Genomic DNA, 18259 nt, shown 5'->3' with positions numbered 1-18259 from the left:
TTGAGATTAAATCCCTAACAACCAATCCCAATTATGTGGGGCTGGTGAAGTTTCTTGTGCAACCGTTTTTAGAATCTCCAGAATCTTTAAGCGTTGATTGTGAAATGTCTCAAACCCTTAAGCGGGCTTGGGTTCGCATTGCTTTTAACAGCATAGATAAAGAAAAAGTGTTTGGTCGGGGGGGACGAAATATCCAGGCAATTCGCACTGTAATTTCCGCAGCAGCAGAACTAGCTGGGCAATCAGTATACCTGGATATTTACGGCGGCAGTTCCCAAAGTCGAGATAGTATGTCTTTTGATGAAGACCAGGAAGAGCGGATACTACCACCCAAGTCGAAAGAAAGAGAGAGCAATATTCCCAAACCTGTTGTTAAACCACGTTTACGCTAGATCATAACTGGTCAGTTTAAATGGTTGATTACAGATTATTTTCTGGGAAAGATGGAGAAAGGGGACAACAAAATTGTCAAGTCTTGGCGAATATTTCCGTGTTCACTGCGGATTTACCAGCCAAGAATTAACAAATGTTGTCAGCCTATTTTCCAATATGGGAGGAGTCAGGAGTCAGGAGAAAGAAGAAAGAATAGTGTAGAACCTGCTGATAAATTGCTTGAGTTTTAGTTTTATTTAATAAGCCTTAATTAATAGAAAATTATAGAATTTTCAATTTACATTTAATATGGCGGTATGCACTTGAATGAGATACAAAATTTATCTAAAAAACCATACACCACAAGAGTTTCACCCCTGTTCCCTGTTCCCTGCTATAGGAAAATATTAATTTTGTTAAAAACCACCTTTCACCCAATTCAGCAATAATATGGCAGATGATTCCATAATTCAACTGCCTAGTATGTCCAGTGCGATCGCTCTAGCTGGTTATGGTGAGGCAAATATCAAGTTTTTATCACAACAAACAGGGGCTAACTTAGTCCTGCGGGGGCAAGAATTATTAATTTCGGGAACACCCAAACAGATAGAATTAGCAAAGCGGTTAGTGCGATCGCTGGAAAATTTGTGGAGTAAAGGTAATAATATCTCTAGTGCCGATATTCTCACAGCCCGTCAAGCCCTCGATACAAATACAGAAGACCAACTCCAAGACCTACAACGGGATATCCTCGCCAAAACTCGCCGGGGTTTTGAAATTCGTGCCAAAACCTTTCACCAACGCCAATATATAGACGCACTTCGTAGACGTGATTTAACCTTTTGTATTGGTCCTGCGGGAACAGGGAAAACCTATCTCGCTGTAGTTATGGCAGTCCAAGCCCTACTCAGTAATCAATTTGAACGACTGATTTTAACCCGTCCCGCAGTCGAAGCAGGAGAAAAACTCGGCTTTTTACCAGGAGACCTACAGCAAAAAGTCAACCCCTATTTACGTCCCCTATATGATGCCATAAATGAATTCATAGACCCCGAAAAAGTCCCCAACCTAATCGAACGGGAAATCATCGAAGTCGCACCACTAGCTTATATGCGGGGACGGACATTAAATAACGCCTTTATCATCGTTGATGAAGCCCAGAATACCACACCGGCGCAAATGAAAATGGTTTTAACCCGATTGGGTTTTAACTCCCGCATGGTAATCACAGGTGACATCACCCAAACCGATTTACCACCCCATCAAAAATCAGGTTTAGATGTAGCCTTACAGATTCTCAGAAACGTGGAAGGAATCGCCATTTGCGAATTTTCTCAAAAAGACGTTGTTCGTCATCCCTTAGTGCAGCGGATTGTTGCTGCTTATGAAAAATACGAAACGTAGGGGCGCAGGGTCTGCGCCCTCTTGCCTTCTGGATTGTATTAGATCCAAAAAAACGCTATAAATCTGAAATTGAACACTAACAACTAAAAAATCAACACCTATGAGTACAACATTGAAAGAATTTTTAGAAGCTTGTGAAACCTTGGGAACTTTGCGCTTAATTGTCACCAGCAGCGCCGCTGTTTTAGAAGCTAGAGGAAAAATAGAAAAGCTATTTTACGCCGAATTACCAAAAGGTAAATATGCGAATATGCACACCGAAGGCTTTGAATTTCATTTGAATATGGATATGATTCAAAAAGTGAAATTTGAAACAGGTGAAGCCAAAAGAGGAAATTTTACAACCTATGCGATTCGGTTTTTAGATGCAGAAGAAAAACCTGCATTAAGCCTCTTTTTACAATGGGGTAAACCCGGAGAATACGAACCAGGACAAGTAGAAGCTTGGCAACTTTTAAAAGAAAAATATGGAGAAATTTGGCAACCTTTAGCCCTAGTAGTCTGTCAACCCGAAAATGACGGGTGAAGGCAAGCAGGGGGAGAAGAGAGGCAGGGGAGGGAGGAACAGAAGTTTTTTCCGATTATTACCCGTCAAAATAAATTTGACAAACTACTAAAAGCCTTGTAATTTCGTAAGCTTCAGATCCCCGACTTCTTTGAGAAGTCGGGGATATTTAAATCTTTAAATCTTTAAATAAATTTAACTTTTAGTTGTTGAATATGTTGATGAAAATAATTGTTAGTTTTTGCTTAATGCTTTTATTATTCTTAGGAAATAACGAAGCACAAGCTGGAGAATTAGCAGAACATTTAGCCAAATTCCCCCAATGGGAAAAATTAACATCAGTCAAACCAGCGAAAGGAGATTTAGTTTACCCTGACTGGATAGCTGGGACTTGGAAAGTTACCAGCACATTAGTAGATTTAGCCGCACCTTTAGCACCGGATATAGTGACACCAGGCTTTGAAGGTAATCGCAGTCAATTAAATCAACCAATTAGTTTTTTAGTGAAATTCATTAAAGTTAAACCAACTAATTCTGGGTTTAAAATTTTTGGTAACTTTCAAAATCAAGCATCAATATTAGTAGCAGATAGAGAATTTAATAGTTTAAATTTATCCAGAGCTTATTTAGGCGATGAGGCTGTATTATCATCCAAAGTAGATCCTCAATCTCCCAATCGGCAAATTACATTTTTGCGGGGTGAACGGCAATTAATTTCCATTATCAGCGATCGCGCCACCGAAACAACAGCAGATAATCAATTCATCACCACAGAAGTTTTCCAACAATTATTTAAAGGCAGTTCTCGTCCATATTTGAATACTGTAGAGTCAACCACAGCCTATCAAAAACTCTCCACACCATCTCCAGCCATTACCGCAGATCAAGTAACCGCCGTCTACCTTTCACCCCAAGATCCCGATTATTTTGCCGCAGGTTCTCGACCAGTGGCATTATATCGGTATCGCCTAGAATTTGTCCCCGCAAGCTGAACCTGGTAAATGGTACGAACTAAGGGACTTCCAAATAAAAAAATACTCAACCACCTAACGCAAAAATCTCTCAAACCCTTATTCCTCTGTGTCCTCTGCGCCTCTGTGGTTCGTTAATCAGGATAATTTATTTCTTAGAAGTCCCTAATGGCGTAAACTTCTGAAACTAGCTGGGAGTAAAGGATTTAGACGTTATCAAAAAATATTTTCTCTAACCCCTTGCTAAATCCAGAGAGTGCTGCTATTATAGTTAAGCAGTGGGAAACAAACGGGTCGATGTCCGAGTGGTTAATGGAGACGGACTGTAAATCCGTTGGTTTACGCCTACGCTGGTTCAAATCCAGCTCGGCCCATATCCTACAAAGATTAAGAATTATAAATGCTGTACCATAAGTGTACAGCATTATAAGCCTTAATTTTGTTTCAGCTTTCGCCCGTGTGGCTCAGTGGTAGAGCACACCCTTGGTAAGGGTGAGGTCACGAGTTCAATCCTCGTCACGGGCTTTTGAAAATGACGAAGATTATCAATTTTGTTTTATAAACCAACTCCTTAAGCAACACGAAAACATGGAGTCTGTTGAGTTTCATTTTTTTCTATCCAACCTACGATTCTATGGCATTATGTCATCTAATTTAAGTTTCAAATCTGGAAATAGAGGAGAAATTATCCTATCTCCTAAACGATATTTTTCTTGTTGATAGACCCCATTAATTAATTGACAAATTGTTAATGTCGGTTGTTTAGGGTTGCCAATAAATTGAATTCCACCTAATGCCCGAAAGTCTATTATCCAATATTCTGGTATTTCTAAAAAAGCATATTCTTCTATTTTTCTGGCATAATCATCTTGCCAATTTGTACTCACAACTTCAGCAACTAATTTAATAGTATTTCCATGACAAATTATTGGTTCTTTTTGCCAAAGTGGTTCTTGATTAAGTTTTGCTTTATCTAAAACAATTACATCTGGACGGAGTGCTGTAGCTGACCCAGAGAAGGGTTTAATTAAGCAATTTTTAGGAATCAACCAGTTTAATTTATTATGAATAATCTCAGTGTAAATTCTCCCGGCAATATTTCCAGCAACTTCTTCATGGGGTCCTGTTGGTTCCATATCTCTGAGTTCTCCGTCAATTAGTTCATAGCGGGTATTGTCCCCATATTCAATTAAAAATTGCTCAAAGGTGAGTGGTTTTACTGGGGTATAGGTCATAATTTTAGATTGTTTCTCATGTTAGGTTTATTTTAACTAACTTTTGACTCATCTGCCTGTGATTCATCTCTAATATTAAAGTAGTGAAAAAGATTAGCAACTGTTAAATCTGATGCTTGTTGTAAATTAGATGTAACCAATGTTCTGTATCCAGAATTTGCGGCTTGTTGACTCACATAATTTTCATACTCACGGCGTAATTCTGGCGCAAACATAAATAATAATTGATCACGTAAGGAATAAAAATGAGATTTTTCGGCTATATTTTCATAGCTGATTTGTTCTGGTGGTATTTCTGAAGCGGTTACATTTTGGGTAGTTTCGGAATTATTAAAATCAGCACTATTTAAAAGTTTTAATTCTGCTGGAGGTAGAGATTTTACCCAATCTACATGATTTTGCCATGATTCGATGATTACTAAATCATGATGATGAATGCGGGTAAGTTCAGGAAAGAGAAAATCAAGTTCGTCGTGGGATTCACATTGATTAATTACAGTATGGGCATCTTCACATATTTTAGTTTGGAGTTGCGATAGGCGATCGCTCACTGCGGAAACTTCATTTTGGACTTGATAAGTGGTAATAATTGCTTGTTCAATAGCCCAAGAACATTCTAACCGGCGCAGTTGTCCAGGCGCACAGGTTTCTGCTAATAAATGGGGATTTGTATAATCTGCTAAAGCCTCAAATAACATACCTCTAGCAGCGTCAATTTCTGCATTTCTGCGGCTAATATCTTGTAATTGCATAGCAGAACGTAAACGGTTTATAGCTTGCAAAAATAAACCATAGGCTCTAATTAAAACCGTGCGATGTTGTTCAAATTTGATATCTTGGGCTACCTGTTCAATTAGTTGTCTAATTTCTGCTCCTTGGTCTTTTAAGGCTTGTTTCAAGTCAATAAAGCCATTTTTGACCTCTAACCGCATTTGCTCAACTTCTTTTCTCAATTTCAGGGTTTGGTGTAAGTTCACTGCTGTTAATGCTACACCTGCAACTGTTCCTACACCGATGAGGGCGGTTGTTGCTTGTAATACTCCCAAGCTGTTTTGTATTGTTTGTAAGCTACCCATGACGGCTGTAAAATTTTGCTGATTTTGATACATCTGCAACCCAGTCATGAGAAAATTAGGAGCGGATACAAGTGGTGATAATGGATTGACAACACCAATAGCATGAGACACAAACTGACCTGTAACAGCATCTCTAGCAATGCTTAGGGGTACACCATTACTAAAGACGGGGATATATTTACCAGCTTCAATACCAGCTTGAATGATAGATGGAAATTGATACATCATATCTTTGTAGAGTTTATTGAATCAATATGTACTTTTATAGCTTAACTGATAAATTTCAATACTAATAACCGTGATTGTGCGGTAAATGTGTTAATTTTGATTAAATTAGGGAATAATATTTTTTAAACACTCTATCCACTGGTGATTTTTATGGATACTTCACGAGTTACTTCTGAGACTGTTGATTTATTATCACGCATCACAGGACAAAAATTGAGTCAACGGGATATCACACCACAGGTATTATTTTTAGCTGGTTTAGTAACAGTGCTAATGGGAGTAATATTTGTAGATGGGACAGTTTCAGAAGAAGAAAAACAACATTTACAGAAAATTTTATCTCGATTTAGTCAATCAAATAGTGATGTACAGAAATTAACAAACTTGATGATTAAAGGAGTTAAAGAAAATCAAACTTATAAAAAAATTCAGGATTTGTTAAAGTTAACATTGCCACTTTCAGAATCAGAAAAAATATTATTAATTGGTTTTGGTTATGAAATGTCAGTCGCAGATGGTGAAATTGATTTACGAGAAAAGCAATACTTAGGAATAGTTGCTAAAAATTTAGGTGTTGAATCTGAATATTTAGAAGTTCGTGATATAGACATCAAAGAAAAGCAATATTTAGGAATAGTTTCTAAAAATTTAGGTGTTAAATCTGAATATTTAGAAGTTTTTGAGATTGCATTTACTCATCAAGGAAATTTTGATGCAAATGCTTTAAATGAACTACATTTTTTACTAGATGCTTCTCGGTTTCAAGAACTTGATACAGTCTTTGTAAAAGCTGCAAGTGATATGTTGGCAATTTTACCTGCTAAACCAGAAATTAAAACTACTCAAAAGCATACAAGTGTATCCTATGATGAGTTGAAAAAGTTCCAAGTCTATCGTCAGAAATTAGATAGATATTGTTATCAAGTATTTCAGATAATTCAAGAATGCCAAAACCATAATTTATTACCAAATACTCTCATCAATGAGGTGAGTACAGTATCTAAAAAAATACAATCTCAGCGATTTAGGTTAGCCGTTATTGGGGAATTTAGTCAAGGTAAATCAACTTTGTTAAATGCTTTGTTAGGTGAAGAAATTCAGCCAGTTAGAGCAATTCCTTGTAGTGGTACAGTTACAGTTCTCAAATATGGAACTCAAAAGCGGGTAATTTGTCGCTATAAAGATGGAAGAAGTGAGGAAATTGCTTTTGAAGAGTATAAAGTAAAAGCTACAATTTCTAAAGAAGCTGCTCTAGAACATCGTAGTGATGAATTAGCACAATCTAATATTGAGGAAATTATTTTTGAACATCCTGAATTAGCATTATGCAAAAATGGTGTAGAAATAGTAGATTCACCTGGATTAAATGAACATCCTCAAAGAACAGCTATTACTCAAAAAATACTAACAGATACAGATGCAGCCATTTTCCTAACTAATGCTACCCGTCTACTTCCTGAAAAAGAAAAAGAATTACTGCATGATGTAAGATATCAGCTTAATAATAGTTCTAAAAAAGAACCTGCTGATAATCTTTTTGTGTTAGTAAATTTCATGGATAACCTCGATAATCAAGAAGATATTCAAGATGTAAAACAGAGACTTGAAAGTTTTGTCAAAAAAGAAAATTTACTTGTTTTCAAAGAAATCAATCGTGTTCATTATATTTCTGCTAAAGCAGCACTGAAATCAATTCAAAATGGAAATAATGATGAATATTTACAATCTTTCCAAATGTTTACTCAATCTCTAGAGAAATTCTTGACTTTAGAGCGTGGAACATTAAAAATTAATCGTGCAGTTAACGATATAACCCAAGTAATTACCAAATGTTTAGACAGTTTGTATATTGTCGAGGAATCATTAGACGGGAAAATAAAACTTTCAGAAATAGGAAAGAAAGAAATTTTAGACAAAATAGGTGAAGCTAGTGGCTGTGATATCAGAATTTATAATTTAGTAGAAGAAAGAAAAGAATTAGTTATTGAAGAAGCTAAAAAATCTTGGGAAGAATGGAATCAAGGATTAGAAAAACGCATACTTCAAAAAAGCAAGCAATGGTCTTCTAAACATAGCCCAGTATTTAGTCAGGACAAACTTATTAAAGATTATACTAATCAATTCACGAATGAATTAATGAGATATATAGATATATGGGGAAATCAAATATTAAAAGAAAAAATTCTTCAAAAACATCTTGAATCATTAAGTGCCTATATAAACTATGAACTAGATAAAATTGAAAAAGATTTTTACAAGCTAGATCAACAAATAAAAACCAATTTTAGCAAGCAAATTAATATTTCTATCACAGGTTTAAATGATGACTTTATGGGTTTTGGAGGAATAGTTGGAGGTTTGGGAATAGGCGGTGCTTTAGCTGCTGGATTAATCTTTTTTGCAGGCATTGGATTTATTGCAATTGCTGTAGCTTCTGTTGCTGCTGCAATTGCTAGTTCACTTGGCTTAGGTATGCTAGATGTAGATGGGATACATACCAAAATCAAAACAACAATTTGTCAAACAGGAATGCAAAAATTTCGTGAACAATCGAAGGATAAAGTTTATCAAACAGCCCAAGAAATTATTAACACAGTTTTTGATAATCGCTCTGAAGCAGCTAGTAGAGTGATCACAGAAGCAATTTCATTATATGAAAATTTGCTAGAACAACAAGAAAAAGCTCACCAAGAAAACCTAGAACAACGGGAAATTGAAAAAGCATTTATTAACCAAAAACGTCAAGAACTTGAACAAGTGCAGAAAGAATTACAAACTATAATCAATAAATCTACAACCCTGTAATTACAAAATCAAACCCACCCAAAAATTAACCAACATGAAAACATCCACCGACAGACAACGCACCCTAGAAATGGCTTGTATTTCTCAACTCGCTTACGTCGCCTATAAACAAGGAAATGATATAGTTAGCGATATCCTGAAAACAGGTACTCCATCATTTTTACAACCATATCAAACCATAGAATTTATCTCAGCACCACGTCCTTTAAGTGATACCGATGAATTAGTTTGTTGTGGTTTACTCCTATCCACAGAAAATGATATTGTCATTGCTATTAGAGGTACAGAAAGATTAGATGATTACTTCTTTAACTTACTTGCATTCCCCAATTCAGAAGCAATTCACTCCGGTTTTAATCTTTATGTTAAAAGTTTCTGGCAACAATTACAAGACTTTATCCAAAGAGAAGAAAACGCCAACAAAAATATTTTCGTAACTGGACATAGTTTAGGCGGTGCTGCGGCTACATTAATTACTAAACGAATTAGTGAAAGCGAATTAAAACCTATTGCACCTTATACCTTGGAAACTTATACATTTGGCGCACCACCAGTTAGTACAATCGAATTAATTCTGGATACTCCCATCTATAGATTTAGAAATATGGGTGATTTCATTCCTGATTTACCGAAAATCATCACTGTTTTATTAAATAAAATCCCAGGAATCAAACAAGTAATTATTAATTGGAAACCAGAACTATTAAAAACACTGGCTGATTATTCTCATGTGGGTAATGAATATTGTCTTAATAAAAAATATGAACTGATTGAACAAACCGAAGCTAACTTACCTAATCTTAAATTGATTTTGCAAATTTCCAGTTTATTAGCTTCACAATTAAAATCACCATCTCAAGCAGATGTTAATAAATTTCGGTTGTTAATAAACACCTTAATTAAAACATCATTAGAAGAACATCACGCCATTAAATATATAGAAAGAATCAATTTTGGGAAACTTCCATCTTATATTTCTAATTTGCATGATGATGAGGAGTAAAATAGAAATTATAAAATTGGAGGAAGAATAATGCGTTATCCAGTAGTAATTGAAAAAGGAAATACCAGTTATGGTGCTTATGTTCCCGAATTACCCGGTTGTATAGCTGTAGCTGAAACATTAGCAGAAGTTCAACAACTAATTGTAGAGTCCATAGAATTTCATATAGAAGGTTTAATAGAGTCAGGTTTACCAATTCCCCAACCTACAAGTATCGCTCAAGAAGTTGAAGTTTTAATTTAAGTAGCAAATAACTATGAATAAATACGGAAATTGGCAACCTGTGATAAAATTACAAGAAACATAATTAATTAATAGAATGCAACAACTAAGAAAAGAAGTAGGTTTAGCTGCTTATGATGCAGCTTATTTAGAATTAGCATTGCGCTTACAATTGCCATTAGCAACACTTGATAATCGGTTAGCATAAGCAGCGGTTCGCCGTGGTGTTAGTCTGATTCTTGATAAAGAATAAACCTGTTATAAGGAATTACAAAAATATCTGCGTTTAATTATTACTTCTTGTACCTTTGGATCGGAACTCACGCAGAATATGACAGGCTCATTGGTAAGCTTTAACCAGCAGTCCAGCCGATCTTGTAGTGCGATCGCTTTTTTTAGGGTGCGTGATCAGAAGGTACAGCGATCTTTAAAATTTATTTGGTGACTAATTATGACTAAACCCAAAATTCTCCAAGAAGAACGCGAATATACATTTCGTTCCTATTTTGAAATGACCTATCCACCACGAAGAAATTTTAATAAGCAACTAATTTTGGCGTTGCTGAAACCAGGTATGAATTTAGGTGTAGAGACGTTCCATGGAACGTCTCTACAAGGGTTTTGAAATCATCAAAAATCATTTTCATACCTCAAATCAGCAACGCCCTAATTTTGAGAGTGCGATCGCAGTGCTAATTACTGTCTATTGTCCTGATCCAAATAAATGGATTAATTGGCGGATTAGAAAAAAAGACTGAAAATCTAAATCAAACTAAATTACTATCTTAGATAGAACTGTCTAAGTCTTATCTAGTAATAGTTCCAATATATAGGAGTTAATAATTATGCTTCCCATTGATAAATGTGTTGTTTGTAATGGCAACTTATTAGAAACTAACGTTACAGAAATTATCAAAGGTGGTGGTAACACCGCAACATTAAAAGTTAAGGCTTTAGTTTGTCAAAATTGTGGAGAGCGTTTTTATCATGCAGATACAATCAGAAGATTTGAAACTATTAAACTTAAATTAGAAAAACAAGAAACACAAGACTTAATTCCAGTAGGACAATCTTTTGAAGTTGCATGATCATTAAATTAACATAAATGATGACGATCTCAGAGTTGAAATATCAACGCTATCATAACTGCTTTGAGTATTGTAAAATGTTTAGATAACCTTTAGAGGAGGTTGGAAAATGACATTACAAGAAATAATTAAATCTCTGGATGATTTATCTGTGGAAGATAAAACTTCTCTGTTTAATGTACTTGAATCTCAGTTATCACAAATAAAGGAACAGGTACAGGCAAAACCGTTACAAAATAAGGGAGATAGCTTTTGGCAAGGGGTTTTAAGATTTCGAGAAACAATTGAAAGAGAAGGAATTGAATTTACAGATGAAGATTTTGCAAATCTTAGAGATCCTAGTCCATGACGGGAGATAGAACTGTGAGTTTTCGTTTTCTTTTAGACACTAATATTATTTCGGGAATTTTCACGCTAACCTATAAATAAACAATAAACATACCATCCCTAACGAAAATGGCACAATTAACAATTCAAGTACCGGATGAACTAGCAAACCGCTTACAACCCATATTACATCGTCTTCCAGAATTGCTTTCACAATTGATAGAAACACATACACCAGAAACATTAAAATTCACTAATTCTAGTGATACTGCTAACACTTATACGGAGGTTTTAGACTTTTTAATTAAACAACCAACACCGGAACAAATAGCTAAATTTAAAGTTTCAACCCAAGCACAAACACGGTTAGAAGACTTATTAGAAAAAAACCGTATGGGGACAATTTCCAAAGCAGAAAATAGCGAATTAGATATTTATGAACAGCTAGATCAATTAATGATTTTACTTAAAGCTAGAGCTTACAGCGTAATTAGAAATGACAAATAATGCCATTTCTTTTAGTCTACGTCAATTAGTCATTGAACGCGCTTAAGGGCGTTGTGAACATTGTTTAATTCATCAAGATTTTTCTATTTACACCCACGAAATTGATCATATTATTGCTGTTAAACATGGAGGTCAAACTTTATCAGAAAATCTGGCTTTATCTTGTTTACCTTGTAATCATTATAAAGGATCTGATTTTGCTACTCTTGATCCCAATAATGGGGAAATTATTCGCTTATTTAATCCTCGGTTACAAGTTTGGGATGAACATTTTACATTAAAAAATGCCGAAATTATTGGTATTACTGATATTGGTCAAGCTACATCACGTTTATTGATGTTTAATACTTCAAGCAGAATGCGATCGCGTAAATCATTAATTGATCAAAATTTGTACCCATGACTGGCTGACTATAACTGCTGATTCTATCATAATATAAACATATAGCAACCTAGCTAGATAAAATAATATGTTAACCCTCAATTACCCACATATCGTTAAAAACGATCATCAGTCAGCAAGACTACAGCGTTTACCGAGAATTAGAGTAGCGCAAATTGTCATGGATTATCTGGCTTATGGTTGGTCAGTAGAGGAAATGTGCCGTCAACATCCTTATTTAACATATAGTGAAGCTCATGCTACTATGGGTTATTACTTCGACCACCAAGAAGAGATTGACCAAGAAATTAAACAAGAATGGGAACAAGTACAGGAAAGTATTAAGGAATCAGTACCATCCCCTTTTTACAGCAGAATGAAAGCGAAAGGACTGTTGTAAATGCCTATTGCTTTATATATGGATGTTCATGTGCCTCAAGCTATTACATCACAATTGTGCCGTCGTGGTGTAGATGCATTAACTGCCTTTGATGATGAAACCCAAGAACTTCCTGATGATAAATTATTAGAAAGAGTGACTGAACTAAAACGAGTCCTGTTTACTCAAGATATCCGTTTTCGCGTATTAGCTGAAACTTGGCAAATAGAAGGAAAACAATTTTCAGGATTAATTTTTGGACATCAATTAGGCGGCGCAATTGGTCAATTTGTTAAAGATTTAGAATTTATTGCTCAGGCTTCTGAAATTGACGAATGGATGAATGTAGTTGAATATGCTCCTTGCAAATAATCTAATATGAAGAAAAATATCATGAATTATCACATCATCATTAACTTTACCAATAAAAATAGAGTATAAATTGAAGTTCAATAATTATTAATAATTGATGATTGGCCATAGTTCATTTTACAACTACCTCCAATCACCAATCACCAAATTAAGTAAGCGCTTCCGCACCACCGACAACTTCCAGAAGTTCCTGGGTAATTGCAGCTTGACGAGCTTTGTTGTAAGACAAAGATAGACTTTTAATCAACTCACCGGCGTTTTCGCTGGCGTTACTCATTGCTGTCATCCGTGCGGCTAGTTCACTAGCTGCTGATTCTTGTAATGCTCTTAATAGCTGATTGCTCAGATATAATGGCAACAAAGAATCCAGAATTTGCACTGGATCTTGTTCAAAAATCATGTCACTAGGTAAAGCTGTCACTGTACTAGCTACCTTTTCCCGTTCCACTTGGAATTGACCACCACGGGTAGTTAGACGGAAAACTTCATCATCCGCTGCTTCTAAACCTTGGGTATCCAAAGGTAGAAGGGTTTGGATTACGGGACGAGAACTGATCAAGGAGACAAATTTTGTATAAACTAACTCAATCCGGTCTACTTTTTCCGAAAGGAAGAGAGAAAGTAGTTCATCAGCAATATTTGTCGCTTCTGCGGCGGTAGGAATTTGTTCTAAACCGCTGTAGGTAGCGTCAATAGGCTGATTCCGGCGTTGGAAGTATTGAGTAGCTTTACGACCAACCAATACATAAGTATAGTTTACGCCTTCAGCTTGGAGTTCCTTGGCGCGATTTTCGGCACGACGGATGACGTTACCGTTGTAACCACCACATAAACCCCGATCGCCGGAAATTACCAACAGACCTACTGTTTTAACTTCGCGTTTTTTCAGTAGGGGGAGATTGACATCTTCAAACCGCAGTCTGGTTTGCAAGCCATACAATACTTGCGCCAAACGGTCTGCAAAGGGACGGGTAGCAATTACCTGTTCTTGAGCGCGACGGACTCTCGCCGCAGCTACCAGCCGCATGGCTTCTGTGATTTTCTTGGTGTTTTTGACCGACTGAATGCGATCGCGTATTGATTTGAGATTAGCCATAATCCGATTTTAGATTTTAGATTTTAGATTTTAGATTCGGAATTTCGGATTTTAGATTAGACTCATCTGCAAATAAATATCAGATCCCTGTATTTTATAGGCTGATATCTAATTTTTGGACGAGTCTATTTAATCCAAAATCCAAAATCCAAAATCCAAAACTTTTACGCTGCTGCTTGGAAGGTCTTTTTGAACTCGGTGAGAGCGGCTTTCAAAGCTACTTCTTCTGTATCACCAAGGGCTTTGCTACCTTGTACGCCTTGGTAATAGGCAGTGTTAACATTTTTCAGATAATCACGTAAACCCTTAGCAAAGGTAGTTACTTGATTAACTGCGATGTCATCTAAATAACCGTTAATCCCAGCGTAAAGAACTGCTACTTGTTCAGCTACGGAGAGAGGATCGTTTTGGGGCTGTTTTAAGAGTTCCCGTAAACGCACACCACGCGCCAACTGATCTTGGGTGGCTTTGTCTAAATCGGAAGCGAATTGGGCGAAAGCTTGTAAGTCGTCAAATTGCGCCAATTCTAGTTTAATCTTACCGGCAACTTTCTTCATTGCCTTGGTTTGAGCCGCAGAACCTACACGGGATACAGAGATACCGGGGTTTACAGCGGGACGGATACCAGAGTTAAACAAGTCAGAAGACAAGAAAATCTGACCGTCAGTAATAGAAATTACGTTGGTAGGAATGTATGCGGATACGTCACCAGCTTGGGTTTCAATGATAGGTAATGCAGTCATGCTACCTTTACCTAATTCATCGCTGAGTTTAGCAGCACGTTCCAACAAGCGAGAGTGAATGTAGAATACGTCTCCAGGATACGCTTCCCGACCGGGTGGACGACGGAGCAGCAAGGACATTTGGCGATAAGCCTGGGCTTGCTTAGAAAGGTCATCATAGATGATTAAGGTCGCTTTGCCTTTGTACATGAAATACTCAGCAATACTAGCGCCTGTGTAGGGAGCGAGGAATTGTAGGGTAGCTGGTTCACTGGCACTAGCAGCTACAACTACTGTATAGTCCATCGCGCCTTTTTCTTGTAGGGTTTGGACTACGTTAGCAACTGTGGAAGCTTTTTGACCGATAGCTACGTAAACGCAAACGACATCTTCACCTTTTTGGTTGATGATGGTGTCAATAGCGATCGCAGTTTTACCAGTTTGACGATCTCCAATAATCAATTCCCGTTGACCACGACCTACAGGAATCATGGAGTCAATAGCGGTAATCCCTGTTTGCATCGGTTCATGTACAGACCGACGGGCAATAATCCCAGGGGCTGGGGATTCAATTAACCGAGTTTCGGTAGTCTTAGGATCACCTTTACCATCAATAGGACGACCCAAAGCATCAACAACTCGACCAATGAGAGCGTCACCTACGCCTACTTGGGCAATTCTACCAGTAGCGGTTACAGAGCTACCTTCTTGAATACTCCGACCCTCGCCCATCAGTACCGCACCAACGTTATCTTCTTCTAAGTTTTGGGCGATACCAATTGTACCATCTTCAAATTCCAGGAGTTCCCCAGCCATAGCTTTTTCCAAGCCATAAATCCGGGCAATACCGTCACCAACTTGTAGCACTGTACCAACGTTAGCAACTTTAACCTCTTGGTCATATTGCTCGATTTGTTGTTGGATGATGCTGCTGATTTCGTCAGGTCTAATGGAAATACTCATTTGTCAGTTGTCAGTTGTTAGTTGTTAGTTGTCCGTTGTCAGTTGTCAGTTGTTTTTTATGAGCTATTGACCAATGACTACTGACATTTATTCAGAACTTTCTAGTTACTGCTTAAACGTAGGGAAAGACGACGTAGTTGACCACGCAAACTAGCGTCAATTACTTGAGAACCAACTTTGATAATTACACCACCAATTAAATCGCTGTCTATTTTGGTGGCTAATTCCACCTGACGAGCTTTGGTCAGAGTAATTACCTTTTCTGTAATTGCTTGCTGTTGGGTTTCTGTGAGGGGAACCGCAGAAGTAATTTCAGCCAATACAGTTTGATTTAGCTGGCGTAATAACGCCAAATACTGCTGTAAAATCGGTTCTAAAAAAGCAATCCGTCTTCTGTCAACTAACAGCAGTAAAAAGTTACGTAGGCAGGGGTTTACACCTTCGCCAAGTAATTGTCTGAGGACATTTTTCTTGTTTTCTGGCTTCACAAAGGGATTGCTCAAAAAGCCTGTGAGTTCTTGACTCCCTGTTAGTAAGCTCAAGAAAGTCCGTGCATCTCCCCCAACTTCTTCTGTTAAGTTTTGAGATTGAGCAATGGATAACAATGCCTGTGCATAAGGCTGAGATACTTCAGCGGTTGCTGCATCACTTTTCATGTCTCCCCTCCCAGTTGTGCGATGCTACGATCAATTAAAATTTGTTGAGCATCTGCGCTAATACCACCCTTGAGTTGTCCTTCTACTTTTTGTAGTGCTTGCTGCACTACTTTTTGTCGAAGTTGGGAGATAGCTTTCTCTAGTTCTGCATTCAAATCAGATGCTGCGGTTTCTTTTAACCGGGCTACATCTAAATTTGCTTTAGCTAAAATAGCCTCTTTAGCAGCCTGAGCATTTTGTTCAGCTACTTGAGTGATTCTCTGTGCCTCTTGCTGTGCTTGGGTTAACTGTCCTTGGGCTTTAGCCAAAGAAGTTTGTGCTTCCCGCAAGCGTCCTTCTGCATCTTGAATAACGCTTTCAATACCGGAGCGTCTTTCAGTCAAGATATTAGTTAAAACTTTGCGTCCAAAGTAGAATAGTATGCCAATCAGAATTACTAAGTTAATTAGATTGGTTTCCAGGATGTCTAGGTTTAGACCAAACCCGCCTTCTGCTGCGCCCTCTGCCATTTCAGAGTGAACAGCTTCCGCGGCAAGTAATAAAATATTGCCCATGTTACCCATCTACAAGTGCGCTGCTCGCTTGGTAATTCGTTAATTTTTCCCGACAGGGAAAAAAGTGCCAATCTTTTGGACACTTAAATTTCATCACTTTCTAGGCAAATGCCCTTAAGTGTTTATGCTTTCGTAGAACCAGTTTGGTGATATAACAACCGCCAAGGTAGTAAGAAAATCAATCAAGGAACTCTGACCACAAACGGGTTTTACTCCTGAATTCTGACTCCTGACTCCTGTTATATTATTTCGCCAAAGCTGCTCCTAATAGTTTTTCTAGAATCTGGTTGCTGAGGGCATCAACTTGTCCTTCTAGGGTAGCCATAGCTGCTTGCTTTTGCTGCTCTATTTCTTTAGCAGCTTGTTCGCGTTGGGCTTGGGCTTCCTGTTGGGCTTCGGCTATTTTTTGTGCCGTAATTTTCTTAGCTTCATTTTGGGCAGCTTCTATAGTCAACTGAGACTGCTTACGCGCAGATGATAGTTGCTGCTCATACTCTTTTGCTAAGGTTTCAGCTTTAGCCAAGCGCTCACGAGCATCAAGGTTATTGGTACGGACATAGTTATCCCGGTCATCCAATACCTTAGTCATAGGCTTGTAGAAAATTGCATTCAACAAAGCTGCCAACAACAGGAATTGCAATGCCATCAATGGCAAGGTAGCATCGAAATCAAACATTTCTCTCCTCTTTGGCTGGAATACTAATTTTCTTGGCTAGTGATATGATCTAGCCTTTGATAATTTTACGAATCCCGTTCTGACTAATTATCAATAAGTTGCTAGTTTATAGAGGCGTGTAGATATCCAGCTTTTCGCTATCTGTCACCGGGAATTTTAGATTTTAGATTTTAGATTTTAGATTCAAAAAATTTGGTATAAACTCCGTCCTTCAAGACGGAAAAATACTCGCTGCGCTGCGTACGCTTCGCTAACGTCAATCCCAAATCTTCAATCTCTACACTTGTTTGGTGGAGTCAATCCAAAATCGTCAATCCAAAATCCAAAATCTAGTGACATCTTTCACGTCTCTACACTAACAAAACTTTTTCGGTCTTAGGCAAAAGGGTTAGCGAATAGCAATACCAAGGCAATTACCAAACCGTAAATTGTCAAGGATTCCATGAAGGCTAAGGTTAAAAGTAGTGTGCCGCGAATTTTGCCTTCTGCTTCGGGCTGACGGGCAATACCTTCTACGGCTTGACCTGCTGCATTACCTTGACCAATACCAGGTCCAATTGCAGCTAAACCGATAGCGAGAGCAGCAGCTAGAACTGAGGCAGCTTGTACTAATGGATCCATGACGATTTTCCTTGCTTTAACTACAAAAATTACAAATGTACGTAACAGCTAGATGTGTGCTTTCACACTGCACTAGGTTTTCAAATCGCTGTGGC

General features: G+C 37.5%; 22 protein-coding genes and 2 tRNA genes. 16 read left to right on the top strand and 8 right to left on the bottom strand.

Features of this window, described 5'->3' with window-relative positions; genetic code table 11:
- The first annotated feature begins 5 nt into the window (after window positions 1-5).
- The 6 genes from NG743_RS12405 (at window position 6) to NG743_RS12380 (ending at window position 3777) form a co-directional block, all read left to right on the top strand.
- Window positions 6-392 carry a KH domain-containing protein gene (locus tag NG743_RS12405; protein WP_027403098.1) on the top strand — a complete coding sequence of 129 codons (387 nt, stop codon included), beginning with the start codon at window positions 6-8 and terminating at the stop codon, window positions 390-392.
- 430 nt (window positions 393-822) lie between these two features.
- Complete coding sequence (locus tag NG743_RS12400) at window positions 823-1776, top strand: PhoH family protein (protein ID WP_027403097.1); 954 nt, start codon at window positions 823-825, stop codon at window positions 1774-1776.
- A gap of 100 nt (window positions 1777-1876) precedes the next feature.
- A complete protein-coding gene (locus tag NG743_RS12395) occupies window positions 1877-2302 on the top strand; it encodes a ChuX/HutX family heme-like substrate-binding protein (RefSeq protein ID WP_257122056.1) in 426 nt (141 codons plus the stop codon).
- A 194-nt stretch (window positions 2303-2496) separates the two neighbouring features.
- A complete protein-coding gene (locus tag NG743_RS12390) occupies window positions 2497-3273 on the top strand; it encodes a DUF6816 family protein (protein WP_257122055.1) in 777 nt (258 codons plus the stop codon).
- Between the two features lie 270 nt (window positions 3274-3543).
- Window positions 3544-3626, top strand: a tRNA-Tyr gene (locus NG743_RS12385).
- Window positions 3627-3705: 79 nt separating this feature from the next.
- A tRNA-Thr gene (locus NG743_RS12380) sits at window positions 3706-3777 on the top strand.
- A 107-nt stretch (window positions 3778-3884) separates the two neighbouring features.
- Here NG743_RS12380 and NG743_RS12375 read toward each other — a convergent pair.
- On the bottom strand, window positions 3885-4487 hold the full coding sequence (locus tag NG743_RS12375; RefSeq protein WP_257122054.1) for a Uma2 family endonuclease: 603 nt from the start codon (window positions 4485-4487) through the stop codon (window positions 3885-3887).
- A 32-nt stretch (window positions 4488-4519) separates the two neighbouring features.
- Window positions 4520-5791, bottom strand: a complete 1272-nt coding sequence (locus tag NG743_RS12370) for a hypothetical protein (protein WP_257122053.1) — start codon at window positions 5789-5791, stop codon at window positions 4520-4522.
- A 150-nt stretch (window positions 5792-5941) separates the two neighbouring features.
- Between NG743_RS12370 and NG743_RS12365 the strand changes: the two genes are divergently transcribed.
- The 10 genes from NG743_RS12365 (at window position 5942) to NG743_RS12320 (ending at window position 12876) form a co-directional block, all read left to right on the top strand.
- Entirely contained in the window at window positions 5942-8596 is a 2655-nt protein-coding gene (locus NG743_RS12365; protein WP_257122052.1) for a dynamin family protein, read from the top strand.
- Between the two features lie 34 nt (window positions 8597-8630).
- Entirely contained in the window at window positions 8631-9599 is a 969-nt protein-coding gene (locus NG743_RS12360) for a lipase family protein (protein ID WP_053540868.1), read from the top strand.
- Window positions 9600-9629: 30 nt separating this feature from the next.
- Window positions 9630-9842, top strand: coding sequence for a type II toxin-antitoxin system HicB family antitoxin (locus tag NG743_RS12355; protein ID WP_027403089.1), 213 nt, complete (start codon window positions 9630-9632; stop codon window positions 9840-9842).
- 430 nt (window positions 9843-10272) lie between these two features.
- Window positions 10273-10446, top strand: coding sequence for a hypothetical protein (locus NG743_RS12350; protein ID WP_160170634.1), 174 nt, complete (start codon window positions 10273-10275; stop codon window positions 10444-10446).
- 220 nt (window positions 10447-10666) lie between these two features.
- Window positions 10667-10909, top strand: coding sequence for a YgiT-type zinc finger protein (locus NG743_RS12345; RefSeq protein ID WP_027403088.1), 243 nt, complete (start codon window positions 10667-10669; stop codon window positions 10907-10909).
- Window positions 10910-11018: 109 nt separating this feature from the next.
- Entirely contained in the window at window positions 11019-11258 is a 240-nt protein-coding gene (locus NG743_RS12340) for a hypothetical protein (protein ID WP_168635863.1), read from the top strand.
- A gap of 107 nt (window positions 11259-11365) precedes the next feature.
- The gene (locus NG743_RS12335; RefSeq protein ID WP_190382639.1) at window positions 11366-11743 is read left to right on the top strand and encodes a hypothetical protein; all 378 of its coding nucleotides are present in this window, start codon (window positions 11366-11368) and stop codon (window positions 11741-11743) included.
- Between the two features lie 67 nt (window positions 11744-11810).
- Window positions 11811-12146 carry an HNH endonuclease gene (locus NG743_RS12330; RefSeq protein ID WP_306459852.1) on the top strand — a complete coding sequence of 112 codons (336 nt, stop codon included), beginning with the start codon at window positions 11811-11813 and terminating at the stop codon, window positions 12144-12146.
- A gap of 67 nt (window positions 12147-12213) precedes the next feature.
- The gene (locus NG743_RS12325) at window positions 12214-12525 is read left to right on the top strand and encodes a DUF433 domain-containing protein (RefSeq protein WP_027403085.1); all 312 of its coding nucleotides are present in this window, start codon (window positions 12214-12216) and stop codon (window positions 12523-12525) included.
- Window positions 12526-12876 carry a DUF5615 family PIN-like protein gene (locus NG743_RS12320; protein ID WP_257122051.1) on the top strand — a complete coding sequence of 117 codons (351 nt, stop codon included), beginning with the start codon at window positions 12526-12528 and terminating at the stop codon, window positions 12874-12876.
- Between the two features lie 148 nt (window positions 12877-13024).
- On the opposite strand, the gene NG743_RS12315 is transcribed toward NG743_RS12320, so the two are convergent.
- The 6 genes from NG743_RS12315 to atpE all read right to left on the bottom strand — a co-directional run bounded on the left by NG743_RS12315 (window position 13025) and on the right by atpE (window position 18164).
- Window positions 13025-13972 carry a F0F1 ATP synthase subunit gamma gene (locus NG743_RS12315; protein WP_027403083.1) on the bottom strand — a complete coding sequence of 316 codons (948 nt, stop codon included), beginning with the start codon at window positions 13970-13972 and terminating at the stop codon, window positions 13025-13027.
- A gap of 164 nt (window positions 13973-14136) precedes the next feature.
- Window positions 14137-15657, bottom strand: coding sequence for a F0F1 ATP synthase subunit alpha (gene atpA, locus NG743_RS12310; protein WP_027403082.1), 1521 nt, complete (start codon window positions 15655-15657; stop codon window positions 14137-14139).
- 101 nt (window positions 15658-15758) lie between these two features.
- The gene (gene atpH, locus NG743_RS12305) at window positions 15759-16313 is read right to left on the bottom strand and encodes an ATP synthase F1 subunit delta (protein WP_027403081.1); all 555 of its coding nucleotides are present in this window, start codon (window positions 16311-16313) and stop codon (window positions 15759-15761) included.
- Entirely contained in the window at window positions 16310-16876 is a 567-nt protein-coding gene (locus NG743_RS12300; RefSeq protein ID WP_027403080.1) for a F0F1 ATP synthase subunit B, read from the bottom strand. The genes atpH and NG743_RS12300 overlap by 4 nt, the downstream gene beginning before the upstream one ends.
- Window positions 16877-17111: 235 nt before the next feature.
- A complete protein-coding gene (locus tag NG743_RS12295) occupies window positions 17112-17543 on the bottom strand; it encodes a F0F1 ATP synthase subunit B' (RefSeq protein WP_027403079.1) in 432 nt (143 codons plus the stop codon).
- Window positions 17544-17918: 375 nt separating this feature from the next.
- Window positions 17919-18164, bottom strand: coding sequence for an ATP synthase F0 subunit C (atpE, locus tag NG743_RS12290; RefSeq protein ID WP_013192016.1), 246 nt, complete (start codon window positions 18162-18164; stop codon window positions 17919-17921).
- Window positions 18165-18259: the final 95 nt, after the last annotated feature.

It is taken from the genome of Dolichospermum heterosporum TAC447 (genome assembly GCF_024584745.1).
GTDB classification, from domain to species: Bacteria; Cyanobacteriota; Cyanobacteriia; order Cyanobacteriales; family Nostocaceae; genus Dolichospermum; species Dolichospermum heterosporum.
The sequence above is the reverse complement of the archived record's forward strand: the minus strand, read 5'-3'. Positions and strand labels throughout refer to the sequence as shown.